General features: G+C 59.1%; 14 protein-coding genes. 10 read left to right on the top strand and 4 right to left on the bottom strand.

Features of this window, described 5'->3' with window-relative positions; all coding sequences use genetic code 11:
- Positions 1 to 75: 75 nt before the first annotated feature.
- From hydA to EXZ61_RS00675, 9 genes are all read left to right on the top strand, one after another.
- Positions 76 to 1,518 carry a dihydropyrimidinase gene (gene hydA, locus EXZ61_RS00720; protein WP_142808268.1) on the top strand — a complete coding sequence of 481 codons (1,443 nt, stop codon included), beginning with the start codon at positions 76 to 78 and terminating at the stop codon, positions 1,516 to 1,518.
- 18 nt (positions 1,519 to 1,536) lie between these two features.
- Positions 1,537 to 2,793 (top strand): Zn-dependent hydrolase, encoded by a 1,257-nt coding sequence (locus tag EXZ61_RS00715; protein ID WP_142808267.1) that lies wholly within the window; start codon positions 1,537 to 1,539, stop codon positions 2,791 to 2,793.
- Between the two features lie 39 nt (positions 2,794 to 2,832).
- Complete coding sequence (locus EXZ61_RS00710) at positions 2,833 to 3,831, top strand: BMP family protein (RefSeq protein ID WP_142808266.1); 999 nt, start codon at positions 2,833 to 2,835, stop codon at positions 3,829 to 3,831.
- 72 nt (positions 3,832 to 3,903) lie between these two features.
- Positions 3,904 to 5,394 (top strand): ABC transporter ATP-binding protein, encoded by a 1,491-nt coding sequence (locus tag EXZ61_RS00705; RefSeq protein WP_425353635.1) that lies wholly within the window; start codon positions 3,904 to 3,906, stop codon positions 5,392 to 5,394.
- Between the two features lie 7 nt (positions 5,395 to 5,401).
- Complete coding sequence (locus EXZ61_RS00700) at positions 5,402 to 6,463, top strand: ABC transporter permease (protein WP_142808264.1); 1,062 nt, start codon at positions 5,402 to 5,404, stop codon at positions 6,461 to 6,463.
- On the top strand, positions 6,460 to 7,383 hold the full coding sequence (locus EXZ61_RS00695; protein WP_142808263.1) for an ABC transporter permease: 924 nt from the start codon (positions 6,460 to 6,462) through the stop codon (positions 7,381 to 7,383). The genes EXZ61_RS00700 and EXZ61_RS00695 overlap by 4 nt, the downstream gene beginning before the upstream one ends.
- Positions 7,384 to 7,635: 252 nt before the next feature.
- Entirely contained in the window at positions 7,636 to 9,435 is a 1,800-nt protein-coding gene (locus EXZ61_RS00685; RefSeq protein WP_168224657.1) for an AAA family ATPase, read from the top strand.
- Between the two features lie 204 nt (positions 9,436 to 9,639).
- Entirely contained in the window at positions 9,640 to 10,098 is a 459-nt protein-coding gene (locus tag EXZ61_RS00680; RefSeq protein WP_142808261.1) for a DUF2127 domain-containing protein, read from the top strand.
- Positions 10,099 to 10,212: 114 nt separating this feature from the next.
- Positions 10,213 to 10,653 carry an antibiotic biosynthesis monooxygenase family protein gene (locus tag EXZ61_RS00675; RefSeq protein ID WP_142808260.1) on the top strand — a complete coding sequence of 147 codons (441 nt, stop codon included), beginning with the start codon at positions 10,213 to 10,215 and terminating at the stop codon, positions 10,651 to 10,653.
- 23 nt (positions 10,654 to 10,676) lie between these two features.
- Here the strand turns inward: EXZ61_RS00675 and EXZ61_RS00670 are convergent, their stop codons facing one another.
- Complete coding sequence (locus EXZ61_RS00670; protein ID WP_142808259.1) at positions 10,677 to 11,078, bottom strand: hypothetical protein; 402 nt, start codon at positions 11,076 to 11,078, stop codon at positions 10,677 to 10,679.
- 128 nt (positions 11,079 to 11,206) lie between these two features.
- Positions 11,207 to 12,217 (bottom strand): NADP-dependent oxidoreductase, encoded by a 1,011-nt coding sequence (locus EXZ61_RS00665; protein ID WP_142808258.1) that lies wholly within the window; start codon positions 12,215 to 12,217, stop codon positions 11,207 to 11,209.
- A gap of 127 nt (positions 12,218 to 12,344) precedes the next feature.
- On the opposite strand from EXZ61_RS00665, the gene EXZ61_RS00660 reads away from it, so the two are divergent.
- Positions 12,345 to 13,232, top strand: a complete 888-nt coding sequence (locus EXZ61_RS00660) for a LysR family transcriptional regulator (protein WP_142808257.1) — start codon at positions 12,345 to 12,347, stop codon at positions 13,230 to 13,232.
- Positions 13,233 to 13,299: 67 nt separating this feature from the next.
- On the opposite strand, the gene EXZ61_RS00655 is transcribed toward EXZ61_RS00660, so the two are convergent.
- Positions 13,300 to 13,974 carry a hypothetical protein gene (locus EXZ61_RS00655; protein ID WP_142808256.1) on the bottom strand — a complete coding sequence of 225 codons (675 nt, stop codon included), beginning with the start codon at positions 13,972 to 13,974 and terminating at the stop codon, positions 13,300 to 13,302.
- Positions 13,974 to 14,948 carry an MYG1 family protein gene (locus tag EXZ61_RS00650; RefSeq protein ID WP_142808255.1) on the bottom strand — a complete coding sequence of 325 codons (975 nt, stop codon included), beginning with the start codon at positions 14,946 to 14,948 and terminating at the stop codon, positions 13,974 to 13,976. Before EXZ61_RS00650 ends, EXZ61_RS00655 begins: the two co-directional genes overlap by 1 nt.
- Between the last annotated feature and the right edge of the window lie 28 nt (positions 14,949 to 14,976).

The following is a 14,976-nucleotide window of genomic DNA, read 5'->3' as shown; positions in this document are numbered from 1 at the left end:
AAAGGTTCACAATGGCATTCCAATTGCTTGAAGTGCCTTGTTGTTTTCCAGACCTGTATTTGTGAGGAGACTTTCATGACGACTCTGTTTATCCGTGGCGGCACCGTGGTCAACGCAGACCGCGCCTTCAAAGCCGATGTCATTACCCAAGACGGCAAGATCACCGCCGTGGGCGAGAACCTAAGCGCACCAGTCGGTGCCACCATCGTGGATGCGGGCGGGCAGTACGTCATGCCCGGCGGCATTGACCCCCACACCCACATGCAACTGCCGTTCATGGGCACCACCACCATGGACGACTTTTTCACCGGCACCGCAGCGGGCTTGGCCGGTGGTAACACCACCATCATCGACTTCGTCATCCCCAACCCACAACAACCCATCATGGAGGCCTACCAAACGTGGCGTGGCTGGGCGGAGAAGGCGGCGTCCGACTACTCGTTCCACGTGGCCATTACCTGGTGGGACGAAACGGTGAAGCGCGACATGGGCACACTGGTGCAGACCGAGGGTGTGAACAGCTTCAAGCACTTCATGGCCTACAAAAACGCCATCATGTGTGACGACGAAACGCTGGTGAACAGCTTCAAGCGCTGCTTGGAATTGGGTGCCATGCCCACCGTGCACGCCGAGAATGGCGAGCTGGTCTACCTGCTGCAAAAGACCGTGGCTGAAATGGGCATCAAAGGCCCAGAAGGCCACCCGCTCTCACGCCCCCCTATGGTGGAAGGCGAAGCCGCCAACCGCGCCATTGCCATTGCCGATGTGCTCAACGTGCCCATCTACGTGGTGCATGTCAGCTGCATTGAAGCCGCAGAAGCCATTGCCCGCGCCCGTGCGCGCGGCCAGCGTGTGTACGGCGAGGTATTGGCCGGCCACTTGGTGGTAGACGACAGCGTGTACCGCCACCCCGACTTTGCCACCGCTGCGGCCCACGTCATGAGCCCGCCCTTCCGACCCAAAGGCAACCAAGAGTTCTTGTGGCGCGGCCTGCAAAGCGGCAGCTTGCACACCACCGCCACCGACCACTGCACCTTCTGCGCAGCGCAAAAGGCCGCCGGCAAAGACGACTTCTCCAAAATCCCCAATGGCACTGGCGGCGTGGAAGAGCGCTTGGCCGTGGTGTGGGACGACGGCGTGAACACAGGGCGCATCACGCCCTCTGAGTTTGTGGCCATTACCTCCGCCAACACGGCCAAGCTGTTCAACATCTACCCCCAAAAAGGCAGCGTGAGCGTGGGTGCCGATGCAGACTTGGTGGTGTGGGACCCCGCGGGTACCAAAACACTGTCTGCCAAAACACAGTTCAGCAAAGGAGACTTCAACATCTTCGAAGGCCGCACCGTCAAAGGCATCCCAAGCCACACCGTCAGCCAAGGCGAACTGGTGTTTGTGCAAGGCGACCTGCGCGCAGTCAACGGCAAAGGCCGCTACATCAAGCGCCCCGCCTTCAACGACAACTTTGCCGCCAACAAGCTGCGGGCCGATGCACTGGCCCCAACAGCGGTGAAGCGTTAAGCCCACAAGGACAGCACCATGACCACAGCAACCGCCATCGATCTCAACAATATCCGCATCAACGGCGAGCGCCTCTGGGCCTCGTTGATGGAGCTGGCGCAAATTGGTGCCACACAAAAAGGCGGTGTGTGCCGCTTAACGCTGACCGACCTGGACAAGCAAGGCCGCGACCTTGTGACCCGTTGGGCGCGTGAAGCCGGCATGACCGTCACCATCGACAAAATCGGCAACGGCTTCATGCGCCGCGCGGGCCGCAACAACAGCCTGCCACCCATCATGACCGGCAGCCATATCGACACCCAGCCCACCGGTGGCAAGTTCGATGGCAACTACGGTGTGCTGGCGGGCATCGAGGTGGTACGCACCCTGAACGACCTGGGCATTGAGACCGAAGCGCCGATTGAAGTGGCCTTCTGGACCAACGAAGAAGGCTCGCGCTTTGTGCCGGTGATGATGGGCTCGGGCGTGTTTGCCAAAGCCTTCACGCTGGAGCATGCCTATGCCGCGACCGACACCGAGGGCAAAAGCGTCAAGGGCGAGTTGGAACGCATTGGCTATATCGGAGACCAAGAACCGGGCGACCACCCGATTGGTGCGTACTTCGAGACGCACATCGAACAAGGCCCGGTGCTCGAAGACAACGACGTGACCATTGGCGTAGTCAGTGGCGTACTGGGCATCCGCTGGTTTGACTGCACCGTGACCGGCATGGAGGCCCACGCCGGCCCCACACCCATGGCGCTGCGCAAGGACTCGCTCTTGGCCGCCACGCGCATCATGCAAGACGTGGTGGCCGCTGCCCACCGTCACCCGCCGCATGGCCGTGGCACCGTGGGCATGGTGCAGGTGTTCCCCAACAGCCGCAACGTGATTCCGGGCCGCGTGAAGTTCAGCATTGACCTGCGCAACAGCACTGACGCACTGGTAGACCAAATGGCCGACGAGGTAAAAGCCTTTGCCGCCAAGGTGGCGCAGGAACACGGCGTGGATGTGAAGATCGAAATGGTGTCCAGCTACAACGCGATTGCCTTCCACGACGACTGCGTAGAAGCCGTGGGCCGCGCCGCCAAGAAGCTGGGCTACTCCAACATGCCCGCCGTCTCAGGTGCCGGGCACGACGCGGTCTACATGGCCAAGCTGGCCCCCAGCGGCATGATCTTCATCCCCTGCAAAGACGGCATCAGCCACAACGAAATTGAAGACGCGAAACCAGAGCACATCACGGCTGGGTGCAATGTGCTGTTGCATGCGATGTTGGAGCGGGCTGGCACGTAACGTGCGTCCGTTTTTGGTGTCACTAATCTAGGAGTAACTATGTCTCTGAAGCTTATCAGCCGCCGCGCGGTGGTGTTGGCCGCAACTTTGGCCACCATGGCCCCCGGCCTTGCACTGGCGCAAGCAAAACTCAAAGTCGCCGGTATCTACACCGTACCGTTCGAGCAGCAATGGGCCGGGCGCCTGCACACCGCGCTCAAAGCCGCCGAGGCGCGTGGCGAGATTGAATACAAGGCCAGCGAAAACGTGAGCAATGCTGACTACGAGCGCGTGATGCGCGAGTACGCCACCGCCGGCAATGCACTGATTGTGGGCGAGGCATTCGCAGTAGAGGCTGCTGCACGCAAAGTAGCCAAAGACTTTCCTAAAACCGCTTTTTTGATGGGCTCCAGTGGCAAGCCTGCCGCGCCGAACTTCAGCGTGTTTGACAACTACATCCAGGAACCAGCCTACCTCTCGGGCATGGTGGCTGGCGGCATGACCAAGAGCAACAAGATCGGCATGGTGGGTGGCTTCCCAATCCCAGAAGTGAACCGCCTGATGAACGCCTTCATGGCCGGAGCCAAAGAAGTAAACCCCAAGGTCGAGTTCAGCGTAAGTTTTATCAACAGCTGGTTTGACCCACCCAAGGCCAAGGAAGCCGCCTTTGCCATGATCGACAAAGGTGCTGACGTGATGTACGCCGAGCGCTTTGGAGTGAGCGACGCAGCCAAAGAGAAGGGCAAACTCGCCATCGGCAATGTGATCAACACCCAGCCCCAATACCCCGACACGGTGGTCGCCTCAGCAATGTGGCACTTTGAACCCTCTGCCGACCGCGCCATCAAGTTGATCAAGGAGGGCAAGTTTGCCGCTGAAGACTACGGCCAGTATTCAATGATGAAGTACAAAGGCTCGTCATTGGCCCCCTTGGGAACCTTCGAGAAAAAAGTGCCTGCCGACATCGTGACCAAAATGAAGGCTAAGGAAAAAGCCATTTTGGACGGCAGCTTCACCGTTGTGGTGGACGACACCCAGCCCAAGTCAACGGCCAAGTAGTGTGAACCCCTGCGCGACGTGAGCGACCCCGTTCTAGTTCTCTCCGGCATTACCAAGCGCTTTGGCTCGCTGGTGGCCAATGACAGCATCTCTCTGCACCTCGGTGCGGGTGAGGTGTTGGCTTTGCTGGGAGAAAACGGAGCGGGCAAGTCCACGCTGGTATCCATTCTGTTTGGCCACTACGTCGCGGACGCGGGCCACATCCGCGCATTTGGCCAGTCCCTGCCAGCAGGCGACCCCAAGGCCGCCTTGGCCGCAGGCATTGGCATGGTGCACCAACATTTCACGCTAGCCGACAACCTCAGCGTGCTGGACAACGTGATGATGGGCTCTGAGCCCCTGTGGCAACCCTTTACCCGCCGCAGCGCTGCACGCCAGCGCCTGGCCGAGGTAGCCCAGCGCTTTGGTCTGGCGGTAGATGCCGATGCGCTGGTGGGCAGCCTGTCTGTAGGTGCGCGCCAACGTGTGGAGATATTAAAGGCGCTGTACCGTGGCGCACGCATTCTGATTCTGGACGAACCCACGGCGGTGCTGACACCGCAAGAAAGCGAAGCACTGTTTGATGTGCTCACCCAGATGGTGGCACAAGGCTTGTCCATCATCTTCATCAGCCACAAGCTGGGTGAAGTGCTGCGAGTGTCGCACCGGGTGGCCGTGCTGCGCGGCGGCAAGCTGGTGGCACAGGCGCCAGCCCAAGGCACCACCCAAAGCCAATTGGCGCAGTGGATGGTCGGCCACGCTATTGAAGCGCCCGTGCGCCAGCCCAGCCGTGGCGCGGGCGAGGTGGTGTGCGAACTGGACAACGTAAGCACCGGCCGCGGCCGCGAAAAGTTGCACCAGGTTAACTTGCAACTGCGCAGTGGTGAGCTAGTAGCCATTGCCGGCGTTTCGGGCAACGGGCAAGTGGCGCTGGCTGAGCTACTGAGTGGCACACGTACGGCAAGCGCAGGGCGCGTCACCCTGCAGGGCCAACCGCTGCCGGCCAGCCCTGCGGACCTGGTGAAGCGCGGCGTGGCTCGCATTCCCGAAGACCGGCACGCTGTTGGCGTGGTGGGAGACTTGCCGCTCTGGGAGAACGTAGCATCTGAGCGGCTGCGCACCCCTGCATTTTCCATTTGGGGGTGGGTACGCCGTGCCGCAGCCAAAGCCTATGCGCAGCGGGTGATTGCTGCATTTGATGTGCGCGGTGGCGGTGCAACCAGTGCGGCGCGCGCACTGTCTGGTGGCAATATGCAGAAACTGATTTTGGGGCGAGCCCTTCTGCACCCTGACGCGGCCACCACAGATGGCGTGCAGGCACAGACCCACACGCCTAGGCTCATCGTGGCGCACCAACCCACCTGGGGTCTCGACATCGGCGCCGTACGCTATGTGCAAGGCCAACTGCTGGCCGCCCGCGATGCGGGGGCTGCGGTGCTGGTTATCTCCGACGATCTGGATGAAGTGCTCACCTTGGGCGACCGCGTGGCCGTCATGCACGCAGGCGCGCTCAGCGCTGCGCGCCCGGCCGAGGACTGGACCCGCGAAACCATTGGTCTGGCCATGGCCGGGGCGGAACACTAACCCCAATATGCAACTCGTCAAACGCAACACAACGTCACCTGCAGTCCTGGTGCTGGCACCCATCAGTGCAGTGCTTTTCACGCTCTTAATCAGTACACTGCTGGTGCTTTGGGCCGGAGCACCTGTGGGCCAAACCTATGGGCTGATTCTGCAAGGTGGCTTTGGGTCGGTGTTTGCGCTCAGTGAAACGCTGACACGCGCGGTGCCGCTGATTCTGACCGGGCTGGCTGCCGCCGTAGCCTTCAAGGCCCGGTTGTTCAACATTGGAGCCGAAGGCCAGTTGTATGTGGGTGCTCTGGCCGCTGTCGCGGTGGGCGGCATGCACGGTGGTACCGGGTTTGAACTGCCTGCGGCATTGCTATTTGTTTTGATGCTACTGGCCGCTGCGCTGGCGGGCGCCCTGCTCTTGCTAGGCCCGGCCCTGATGAAAGCCCGACTGGGCGTAGACGAGGTAGTTACCACGCTGCTGCTCAACTTCATCGTGCTGCTCTTCGTTTCGCTGATGCTGGACGGCCCAATGAAAGACCCGACCGCCATGGGTTGGCCGCAGAGTGTGGCACTACTTGCCGACCTAGAGTTGGGCAAACTGATTGCGCAAACCCGGCTGCACACGGGCCTCTTGGGCGCCTGCGCGCTGGCCGTGCTGATATGGGTTTTGATGAAATACACGGTACTGGGCTTTGACATTCGCGCAGTGGGTACCAACCCGCGCGCCGCGGCGTTTGCGGGCGTTCCAGTCACGCGCACGGTGGTGCTGGTAGCCATGCTCTCAGGGGCGCTGGCCGGGCTGGCAGGCGCCATCGAGGTGGCCGGCCGCACCAGCTACCTCACGCTGGATATGTCGCCAGGCTATGGCTATAGCGGCATCGTGATTGCCATGTTGGCTGGCTTACATCCGCTGGGCGTAGTGGCCGCCAGTATGTTTGTGGCGGGCGTTCTGGTGGGCGCCGACAGCATGAGCCGTGCTGTGGGAGTGCCCACCTACATTGCCGACGTGATCGTGGCGGCTTCACTGATTTCGGTACTGGTAGCCACGCTAATGACGCAATACCGGGTCAAGTTCAAATGACGGAACTAGTCGATATCTTGTCCAACCTCTCGTTCTGGGTGGCGGTGCTGCGCATAGCCACGCCCCTGATTTTTGGGACCCTGGGCGTGTTGTTGTGCGAGCGGGCCGGGGTGTTGAACCTAGGCATTGAGGGCATCCTGGTGGCAGGGGCCTTCACCGGCTGGCTCACCGTGTATGCCGGGGCGCCTTTGTGGGTCGGTGTGGCGGCAGCGGCGGCCACCGGGGCGGTGCTGGGTTCGTTGCATGCGTTTCTGACCGTAGGCCTCGCGCTGTCGCAACACGTGTCGGGCCTCGGCATCACACTGCTGGCCACCTCGCTCAGTTACTACGGCTACCGGGTGAGTTTTCCCAAAGTGAGCACGCCGCCCACCATCACCCCCTTTGCCGAGATGGGGTGGCTGGGCCTGCCAGTGCTTGCGCAGCAAACACCGCTCACGCTGTTGGCACTGGCATTGGTTCCGTTATTGGCGTATGTGTTGTATCGCACGCCCTTGGGTTTGTCTGTGCGCATGGTTGGCGAGAACCCGCAAGCCGCGGAAGGCCAAGGCGTTTCGGTGGCGCAAGTGCGCACCGGTGCCATCGTGGCAGGCTCTGCTTTGATGGGTATTGCAGGCTCTTTCCTCACCCTGTCTGCATTCAACGCCTTCTTCTTCAATATGGTGAACGGCCGCGGGTGGATCTGTGTGGCATTGGTTGTATTTGCCTCATGGCGGCCCGGCAAGGCCTTGCTGGGCGCGCTGCTGTTTGCATTCTTTGACGCTATCCAGTTGCGACTGCAGCAAAGCGGTAGCGCAGTGCTGCCCTACCAGCTCTACCTGATGCTGCCCTACGTGCTGTCCATCCTCGCGCTGGTGCTGGTGGCACGCAAAGCCAGCTACCCGCAAGCGTTGATGAAACCGTATCGAAAAGGCGAACGTTGACGTATTGATGCGGCCAGAAGAGGTTTGAACCTCTCGTGATTAGCTGCCCAGCCGCATAGTCTTCATCCCCAGTAAAGACGGCAGTAGCCAAGACGAGATTGAAGACACCAAACCGGAGCACATCACGGCAGGCTGCAATATGCTGCTGCATGCGACGTTGGAACGGGCGAAGGTGGTTTAGTCACCAAAACAAGCTGCCACAATCCAACCCGCAGAGCATACGCCTGCGGGGTTATTTACATGGGAACAGAGATGCACATATCGCACCTGAAGATTGCAAACTACAAGAGTTTTTTCCAACCTACAGAGTTTGAATTCGGACCTGGCTTCAACATTCTCTTGGGAGCCAACTCAAGTGGAAAAACTTCAGTTCTAGAGGCAATCGCCCTGCACGAATTAAGTGACACTCCACATCTTTCCACGTTGAACTCCAATGAACCGGGTCACGTCCCTACTGAAAAGTCTGAAGTCGAATTGACCATTTCAGTTTCTACACAAGAACTGAAGAGCCTTGCATACCCTGTATCGGATGTTTATTTAGGGGTCGGGAATGCACCTGGTCATTTGTACTGCAACGACTTTGACCTCATTCGACAACGACTTAGTTCTACCCAGCAGGAATTGAGCTTCAAACTACAGATCAATAGCCCTGTTGCAGCGCGGTTACAGTTCCGCGACTGGCCTGCAACATGGCGCACTTTCGGGACGAACACCAAATTTTCGGCAATAAATTTGTCGGACTTCAGCAGCTTCGTAGTGACCAACAATGCTGAAGAGTTAAGACAAATCTGGCAAAAGCTCCCTCAAAAGATATATCGCTTTTCTTCTGAGCGAAACATCAAGCCGATTTGTGGTCATTTCGCCAATGGAGAGTTGCTACCGAACAGCGAAAATTTGGCCTACTGCATCAACTATCTGCAGTCCAACAACAGCAATTTGTTCGACCAGCTCAACAAGCTACTGCACCGGGTATTTCCCACTATTTACTGGGTGGCAGCGCCACCGAATGGAAACAACCAGTTTGAGCTTCGAGTGCATTCCGCTCCGACTCATTTGAACCGAGGGGATTTAGCGGTGCCCATTAATCGAGTGGGTACAGGCATAGGGAATGCGCTAGCAATTCTCTACGTAGCACTTACCGCGCAGACTCAACGTCTCATCCTGTTAGAGGAACCTAACTCATTCTTACATCCAAGAGCCTTACGTGAACTGCTGTCGATCTTGGCGGAAGTTGGCAGCAAACATCAGTTCTTTATAACAACGCACTCCAGCGACGTATTGCGCACAGTAGACGCGACGACGGTCACGTTGATGGAACATGATGGACAACAAACCACAGTGAAACAGACTGTTGGCAAAAAACTCAACGAACTAAGAGCTGGGCTTCTTGACCTCGGTATCAGCCTCACGGATTTGCATGGTTGCGATAAGGTTCTTTGGGTAGAGGGCGAAACTGAGGCTGCTGTCTTTCCCTTATTGCTGAGGAAGTACTTCCCCGAACATGCACAAGGAATAGCCACACTTCCGCTACATGCAACCGGCGATCTTGAGTCAAAAAAAATAAGTCCTAAAACGATTGCCAACATCTACAGCAAACTGAGCTCAAGCAGTTTTCTCGCCCCGCCAATGGTCGCAATTGCATTGGATAGAGAAAGCCGTCGAAAAGAGCAAATCACACAAATTGAAGCTGACTGTGCTGGGGTAGTTCACTTTCTGCCGGTCACCATGCTGGAGGACTACTTCTTACATGCAGACGCCATTTCAGCAGTGCTTAGTACATCGCTTGATCGTGAGATCTCGACGAGTACCGTTGCAGAGGCGTTAGAACGACTTGGAAAAGGGCTTGACTGCCTCTTGCAACCAAGGAATGCAAGCAGTAATGCAATACACGCAGCAAAACTGCTCAATGCGGTTTTCAGGGAAGTTGGAACCTTGGAATATCACAAAACTTCGCATGGCCCTCAAATCGTCAAATGGCTATTGGCCAACGCATCCGATCGCCTAGATCCACTGCAAGTCTGGTTAGTACAAGTAATTCAGATCAAAACCTGAAGTAGAACAGTTATTGCGCACGTCTACATTGCGCACGCAGCTCCTATATTCATAGCAATTGCATCGTGACTTGAGATCAATCAATGCGCTCGGAAGCCATTGCCTCTAAGGTAGGCCAGTAGGCCGCTAACACCTACCGGCCTTTGCCATCCACAACATCCCCTCGCTCCAACAAAACCCAGACCCCTGTGCGGGTTAGACACGGTGATCAACAAGGCGCTGCTGTCTATCGCCCTGTTTGAAGGGCTCAAGGGCTTGGTGGCTATTGCTGCCAGCGTGGGGCTCTTGGGTCTGGCGCACCATGATGTGCAGGAACTGGCCTACGCGTTGCTGGGGCGCTTGCATGTGGACCCGCAGGCTCACTTTCCGCGCATGCTGCTGGATGACATCCGTGCGCTGCAGAACGCGGATATGCGGCAGGTGATTCTGCTCGCTTGGGGCTACGCAGCCTTGCGGCCGACTGAAGGGTACGGACTGTGGCGTGGCAGAGTCTGGGCCGAGTGGCTGGCTGCGGTGTCGGGCGCGGTCTATGTTCCGCTGGAGCTAAGCCACTTGGTGGTTCACACGACGGCTGTCAATCTGAGCGTCTTGAGCGTGAACGTTGGCGTGGTGGCCTATTTGGTGGTCCGGCTCAGGCGCCGACGGCGTGCCCAAGTGGAATAAGTCACATCGCATCGTTGCCATTGGTCTGGCAGCGCACAGACGGCTTACATCCACCAGTTGAAGATCAGCGTTGACTCATCCCGAGTTGACCCTCTGCATGGAGTACCGCAGCCTATGAAAGAAGTCCTTGCCTTTCGGCCCATGGGGCAGGCCTTGTTTGCGTGTGCGTTGGCCCTGTTGGCATGCATCTCTCTGCCAAGCCATGCCCAAACCGTGCCCGACCTGGTGGGGCCGGTGACGGTAGTGGTGGAAGTGAGCATCGCGCCCGACAGCGCGCCCGACAGCGCGCCCGCTGACGCTTTGTTAGCGCTGAACGATATGCGTGCGCTGATGAAGCGGCAAGCGGGATATTTGTCTGAAGAGTTTTTGCAGAACCTCAATGCAGACAACGCGCCGCACTATGTCCATGTGTCCCGCTGGGCGACGCTAACTTACTGGGCCGCGCTCTTCAGAACACCTGAATTCAGCAAGCTCAACGCCCATGCCAACTCGCATTTTTCGATGGCCGTAATGGCCTTGCTTCCCGCAGATCAAATGACACCGCCACGCAACTAAACGCTGTGCTACGGAGCCGCAGCTCACCCGGTCCGTAAGCCCTGGGAGGCTAGCCATTGCAGGGCGTCTTCGATGTTGTCCCCACGATGGTAATGGGCCAATGCGCTGGCCCGCTTGGCCAAGGGGCTCAAGACCAGTTTCAACATGGGGCTCGGCACTACATCGCTCACGGCCAGCAAACCGTGCTGCACGCAGTCTTCAAAAAACTCCCACCACAGCTCAAGGGCTTGCGGTGTGCCTCCGCCCCACTCGCGCACATCGCTGAGCAATCCCCAAGCCGGCGCTGGCAAACCCGCCGCCCACATTTGCTTTGCCGTTGCATGGAGGTTGGTGGATGCCAACTCATTCCACGTGCCGGTATAGCGGGCAACGAGCACATCGCCTTGCCAATGCAACGAAAACTCTCCGTGTTGTGCGTATTTCATGCCATATCTTGTGGTGAACAGTCACGCCATTCTCACCAACGAAGGGCCGGAGTCAACTGGGGTTCACCAGCTTCTAGGCTATGCCGCAACACGCCCGCATGCAGCGCGTTGCGTGACCTACGGTGGGCTTACGCCACCTTCAACACGAGCTTGCCGTTGTTTGCACCGGTGAACAGCATGTCAAAGGCCTTGGGGAAGTTGTCCAGACCGTCGACGATGTCTTCGCGGGTTTTGAGCTTGCCGGACTGGATCCAACCGGCCATGACCATGGCGGCTTCTGCAGCGCGGTCGTAGTAGTCGGAGACCACAATGCCGGTCATGGTGGCGCGTTGCACCAGCAACGACAAGTAGTTGGCAGGGCCTTTGACGGGCGTGGTGTTGTTGTACTGCGAGATGGCGCCGCAGATCACGATGCGAGCACCGCGCGCGAGGCGGGTGAGCACGGCGTCCAAAATGTCGCCGCCCACATTGTCAAAGTACACGTTCACGCCGTCGGGGCAGTGGGTCTTCAAGGCCTCAGCCACGTTCTCGGTTTTGTAGTCGATGGCGGCATCAAAGCCCAACTCTTCGACCAAGTAGCGGCACTTGTCGGCACCACCGGCAATGCCCACCACGCGCGCGCCTTTGATCTTGGCAATTTGCCCCACCACCGAGCCCACAGCGCCTGCAGCACCAGACACCACCACGGTGTCGCCCGCTTTTGGCTGGCCCACTTCCAACAGGCCAAAGTAGGCGGTCAGGCCTGGCATGCCCAGCGTGCCTAGGTACAGCGGCAAGGGCGCCAACTTGGGGTCGATTTTGGTGAGGCCTTGGCCGCTGGAGTAGGCAAAGTCTTGCACGCCCAAGAGGCCGGTCACATGGTCACCCACGGCGAACTTGGGATTGTTGGAGGCGGTCACTTTGCCCACGGCAATGGCACGCATGACTTCGTTAATGCCCACGGGCGGGATGTAGGAGGCCTTGCTCTCATTCATCCAACCGCGCATGGCGGGGTCTAGCGAGAGGTACAAGTTTTGGATCTGCACTTCGCCCTCGGCGGGTGCGCGCACCGCTTCTTCGGTGCGGTTCCAGTCGGTGGCTTTCACGGCGCCAGCGGGGCGGGCGGCGAGTTTGAATTGGCGGTTGATGGCGTTGCTCATAAAGGTTCTCCAAGGGGTAGATAGGAATGAGCAGGAGTGTAGAGACGCACTTATTGCCCGCATAGTCACTAAGTTTGCATAATATTGTTGCCCGTTTGGCAGCAATCACCGTTTTAGGCCACCCACCATGAATCCACAACGCCTCGCACTGTTCAGCGCCATCGTCCACGCGGGCTCTATCAGCAAAGCCGCTTCAGGCCTGGGCATGGGCAAGTCGGTGGTGTCGCGCCAGCTGGCCAAGCTAGAGGATGAGCTGGGCGCACGCCTTATTCAGCGCTCGACCCGGCGCCTGACTCTGACCGAAATTGGCGAGCTAGTATTTGCCGAGGCGCAGCACATTGACCGTGCGGTGGCCAACATTGAGCAACTCACCGAGCAGCACCAAAACGAGGTGATGGGGCGCTTGCGCGTGACCTGCCCGCGCCCCTTGGGACAACGCTACCTGGTGCCCCTGCTGGTGGAGTTCACCGCGCTGTACCCCAAGGTAGAAATCAACCTCTCAGTGGACGACCGCATGGTGGACCTGATTGCCGAGCACATTGACGTGGCCTTGCGGGTGGCGCACTTGGAAGACTCCACGCTGATCGCGCGGCGCCTGTGCGACAACCCCCGCGTTCTGGTGGCCGCACCGGCCTACTTGGCGCGCAAAGGCACACCGCGTGTGCCCACCGATTTGCTGGCGCATGACTGCCTGTTGTATTGCAGCGGCGCGCGGGTGTTTGATGAATGGAGCTTTACCCACGACGGAGCGACGTCACTGCTGCGCGTGCCGGGCAAGTTGCAAATCAACGACGGCATGGCGCTGGTAGCCGCCGCCGTGGCGGGTGGCGGCGTGATGGTGATTGACCGGCTCTTGGTCGCGCAAGAGTTGGCGCAGGGCAGCTTGGTGCAGCTGCTACCCGACTACCAGCTACGCGCGGGCCAGCCGGTGTATGCGGTCTACCCCGCGCGGCCCTGGCTGGCCTTCAAGACGGCCACCTTCTTGGCATTTTTGCAAGAGAGGCTGTTTATTTGAAGGAAAAAAGCAAGATTACCCTCTTGCGCCCATGGATACTGCACAAGCAGCTATGTTTTATGTAGCGTTAGCTCTTGCGGATGAATTTGAATATCAGTATCCAAAAGCTCAGCACAATGGACGCCACCGGGAACTGCAAGGCCGTGGGCATGAAGTAAATCACCAGCACGCTGGGTATCCACACACACCACAGCGCCACCAGCATGGGCAGGTAGCGGGTGCTCATAAAGTGGGCTGACAAGGCGACCCGCCAGGTGCTGGCGTGGTAGCCGTTTTCGCGCCACGCAAACAGGGCGACCACAAACCAGTTGGACACCGGTGAGTACACAAACTGGTCAAACACCATCTTTTTCGCTAGGGTGGCGGAATCATGGCCTTCGCCAAACAGGCTCACTTGCAAGGCATAGAACATGTCTACCGTGACCCCCACCGTGCCAAATACCAAGGCGGCGTAGCCCATTTCACGCCACTTGCCTGGGGACCAGGTTTGCTTGAGTACCAAAAAGCCCAGCGCCTCGGGCACCACCACGGCAAACACCACGTACGAGGCAAAGGCAAACGGATAGCCCCAGGCCTGCTTGACCAAGCCCCACTGCGCCAAGCCCGCTTGCACCGAGGCGCTGCTCGCATAAGCCGCCAGCAAGGCGGCCAGACAGGACCACAGCACCAGCCCCGGCAAAAAATTGGCTTGGACTGCGGCGCGCACTTGGCCCAGGGCCGTCATCGGCATTGTCGCCGACATCAGGCGGACTCTGCCAGCGCCAGCGCGGCTAACTGCACCGCACCTTCATAGCTGCGCGCACCGCCGATGAACAGGTTCAGGTGGCAAAACACACTGTCGGCCACGCCGGTCACAGCCGCCAACTCGTGGTCGCGCAGGCCTGCCCAGCTCGCAGGCAGGTCCAGGCGGGCGGTGAAGGAGCCAGCTTCCACGGGCACGGTTTTCAGTTGGTACTGATTGCCATCAGAGTCGGGGTAAATCACGAACATGACCTCGGGCATTTCGTCCACCACCACGCGCGTCCATGGCATGCCGCCTTCGTTCAAGTGCAGCACCTTGCCACCCAGCACACGCGGTGCGCGGCGCACGATGTCGACTGCGCGAATCTGGGCGACCTTTTTGCTGATGGCGTGGTCCAAAAATTTGCGCGTGATGGCAATAGCCTCTAAAAAGCGGGCTTGCTGCAGCGCTGCCTTGGCGGCGTGGTCTAGGCCCTGCTCTTCCAGCCAATGGGTGTTGAGCTGCGCAATCAGTGCTGACAAGCCAAAAATGCCGGCCGCCACATCGCCTTGGCCGGTGTCCACCATGTCCAGGTACTGTACCAGCGCATGGTCGATAGAGCGCACCACATCGCTTACCGCTTGCGCATCCAGTGGCTGGCGGTGGGCTGCGGCCCAGCTCTCCACATAGGCTGCGCCATGTGCTGCCCACACCAGACCCGCGCTGGCATAGCCCACGCCAGGCTGCACGGTGTCGCCCACCTGCTGCGCGGGGCGCGCGCCGTTAAAGCCGCGCTGGTGGTGGTCAAAGCGGCCCGCGGCTGCGTCCCACACGCCCCCTACGTCCACCACAAAGTCGGCCACATCCATCTCAGATTGCTGGCGGGTACGGACCAAAGTGTGTGTGGGGTACACCCCCATCAAGACGCCCACACCAAACACATCGTCGGCGTGAAAGCTGCCACTGTGCGTGGCGATTACGGTAGTTTTAAGCATGCGGCTATCTTACCCAGCTTGCCAGTAA

The organism is Rhodoferax aquaticus, assembly GCF_006974105.1.
Classification (GTDB): domain Bacteria; phylum Pseudomonadota; class Gammaproteobacteria; order Burkholderiales; family Burkholderiaceae_C; genus Allorhodoferax; species Allorhodoferax aquaticus_A.
This window is presented reverse-complemented; position numbering and strand designations above follow the sequence as displayed.

What these genes read in the sequence shown, in the direction of transcription:
- EXZ61_RS00700 (WP_142808264.1), top strand. Translation starts at nt 5,402, where the DNA reads ATGCAACTCGTCAAACGCAACACAACGTCACCTGCAGTCCTGGTGCTG.
- EXZ61_RS00695 (WP_142808263.1), top strand. Translation starts at nt 6,460, where the DNA reads ATGACGGAACTAGTCGATATCTTGTCCAACCTCTCGTTCTGGGTGGCG.
- EXZ61_RS00665 (WP_142808258.1), bottom strand. Translation starts at nt 12,217, where the DNA reads ATGAGCAACGCCATCAACCGCCAATTCAAACTCGCCGCCCGCCCCGCT.
- EXZ61_RS00655 (WP_142808256.1), bottom strand. Translation starts at nt 13,974, where the DNA reads ATGTCGGCGACAATGCCGATGACGGCCCTGGGCCAAGTGCGCGCCGCA.
- EXZ61_RS00660 (WP_142808257.1), top strand. Translation starts at nt 12,345, where the DNA reads ATGAATCCACAACGCCTCGCACTGTTCAGCGCCATCGTCCACGCGGGC.
- EXZ61_RS00650 (WP_142808255.1), bottom strand. Translation starts at nt 14,948, where the DNA reads ATGCTTAAAACTACCGTAATCGCCACGCACAGTGGCAGCTTTCACGCC.
- EXZ61_RS00685 (WP_168224657.1), top strand. Translation starts at nt 7,636, where the DNA reads ATGCACATATCGCACCTGAAGATTGCAAACTACAAGAGTTTTTTCCAA.
- EXZ61_RS00715 (WP_142808267.1), top strand. Translation starts at nt 1,537, where the DNA reads ATGACCACAGCAACCGCCATCGATCTCAACAATATCCGCATCAACGGC.
- EXZ61_RS00710 (WP_142808266.1), top strand. Translation starts at nt 2,833, where the DNA reads ATGTCTCTGAAGCTTATCAGCCGCCGCGCGGTGGTGTTGGCCGCAACT.
- EXZ61_RS00675 (WP_142808260.1), top strand. Translation starts at nt 10,213, where the DNA reads ATGAAAGAAGTCCTTGCCTTTCGGCCCATGGGGCAGGCCTTGTTTGCG.
- EXZ61_RS00670 (WP_142808259.1), bottom strand. Translation starts at nt 11,078, where the DNA reads ATGAAATACGCACAACACGGAGAGTTTTCGTTGCATTGGCAAGGCGAT.
- hydA (WP_142808268.1), top strand. Translation starts at nt 76, where the DNA reads ATGACGACTCTGTTTATCCGTGGCGGCACCGTGGTCAACGCAGACCGC.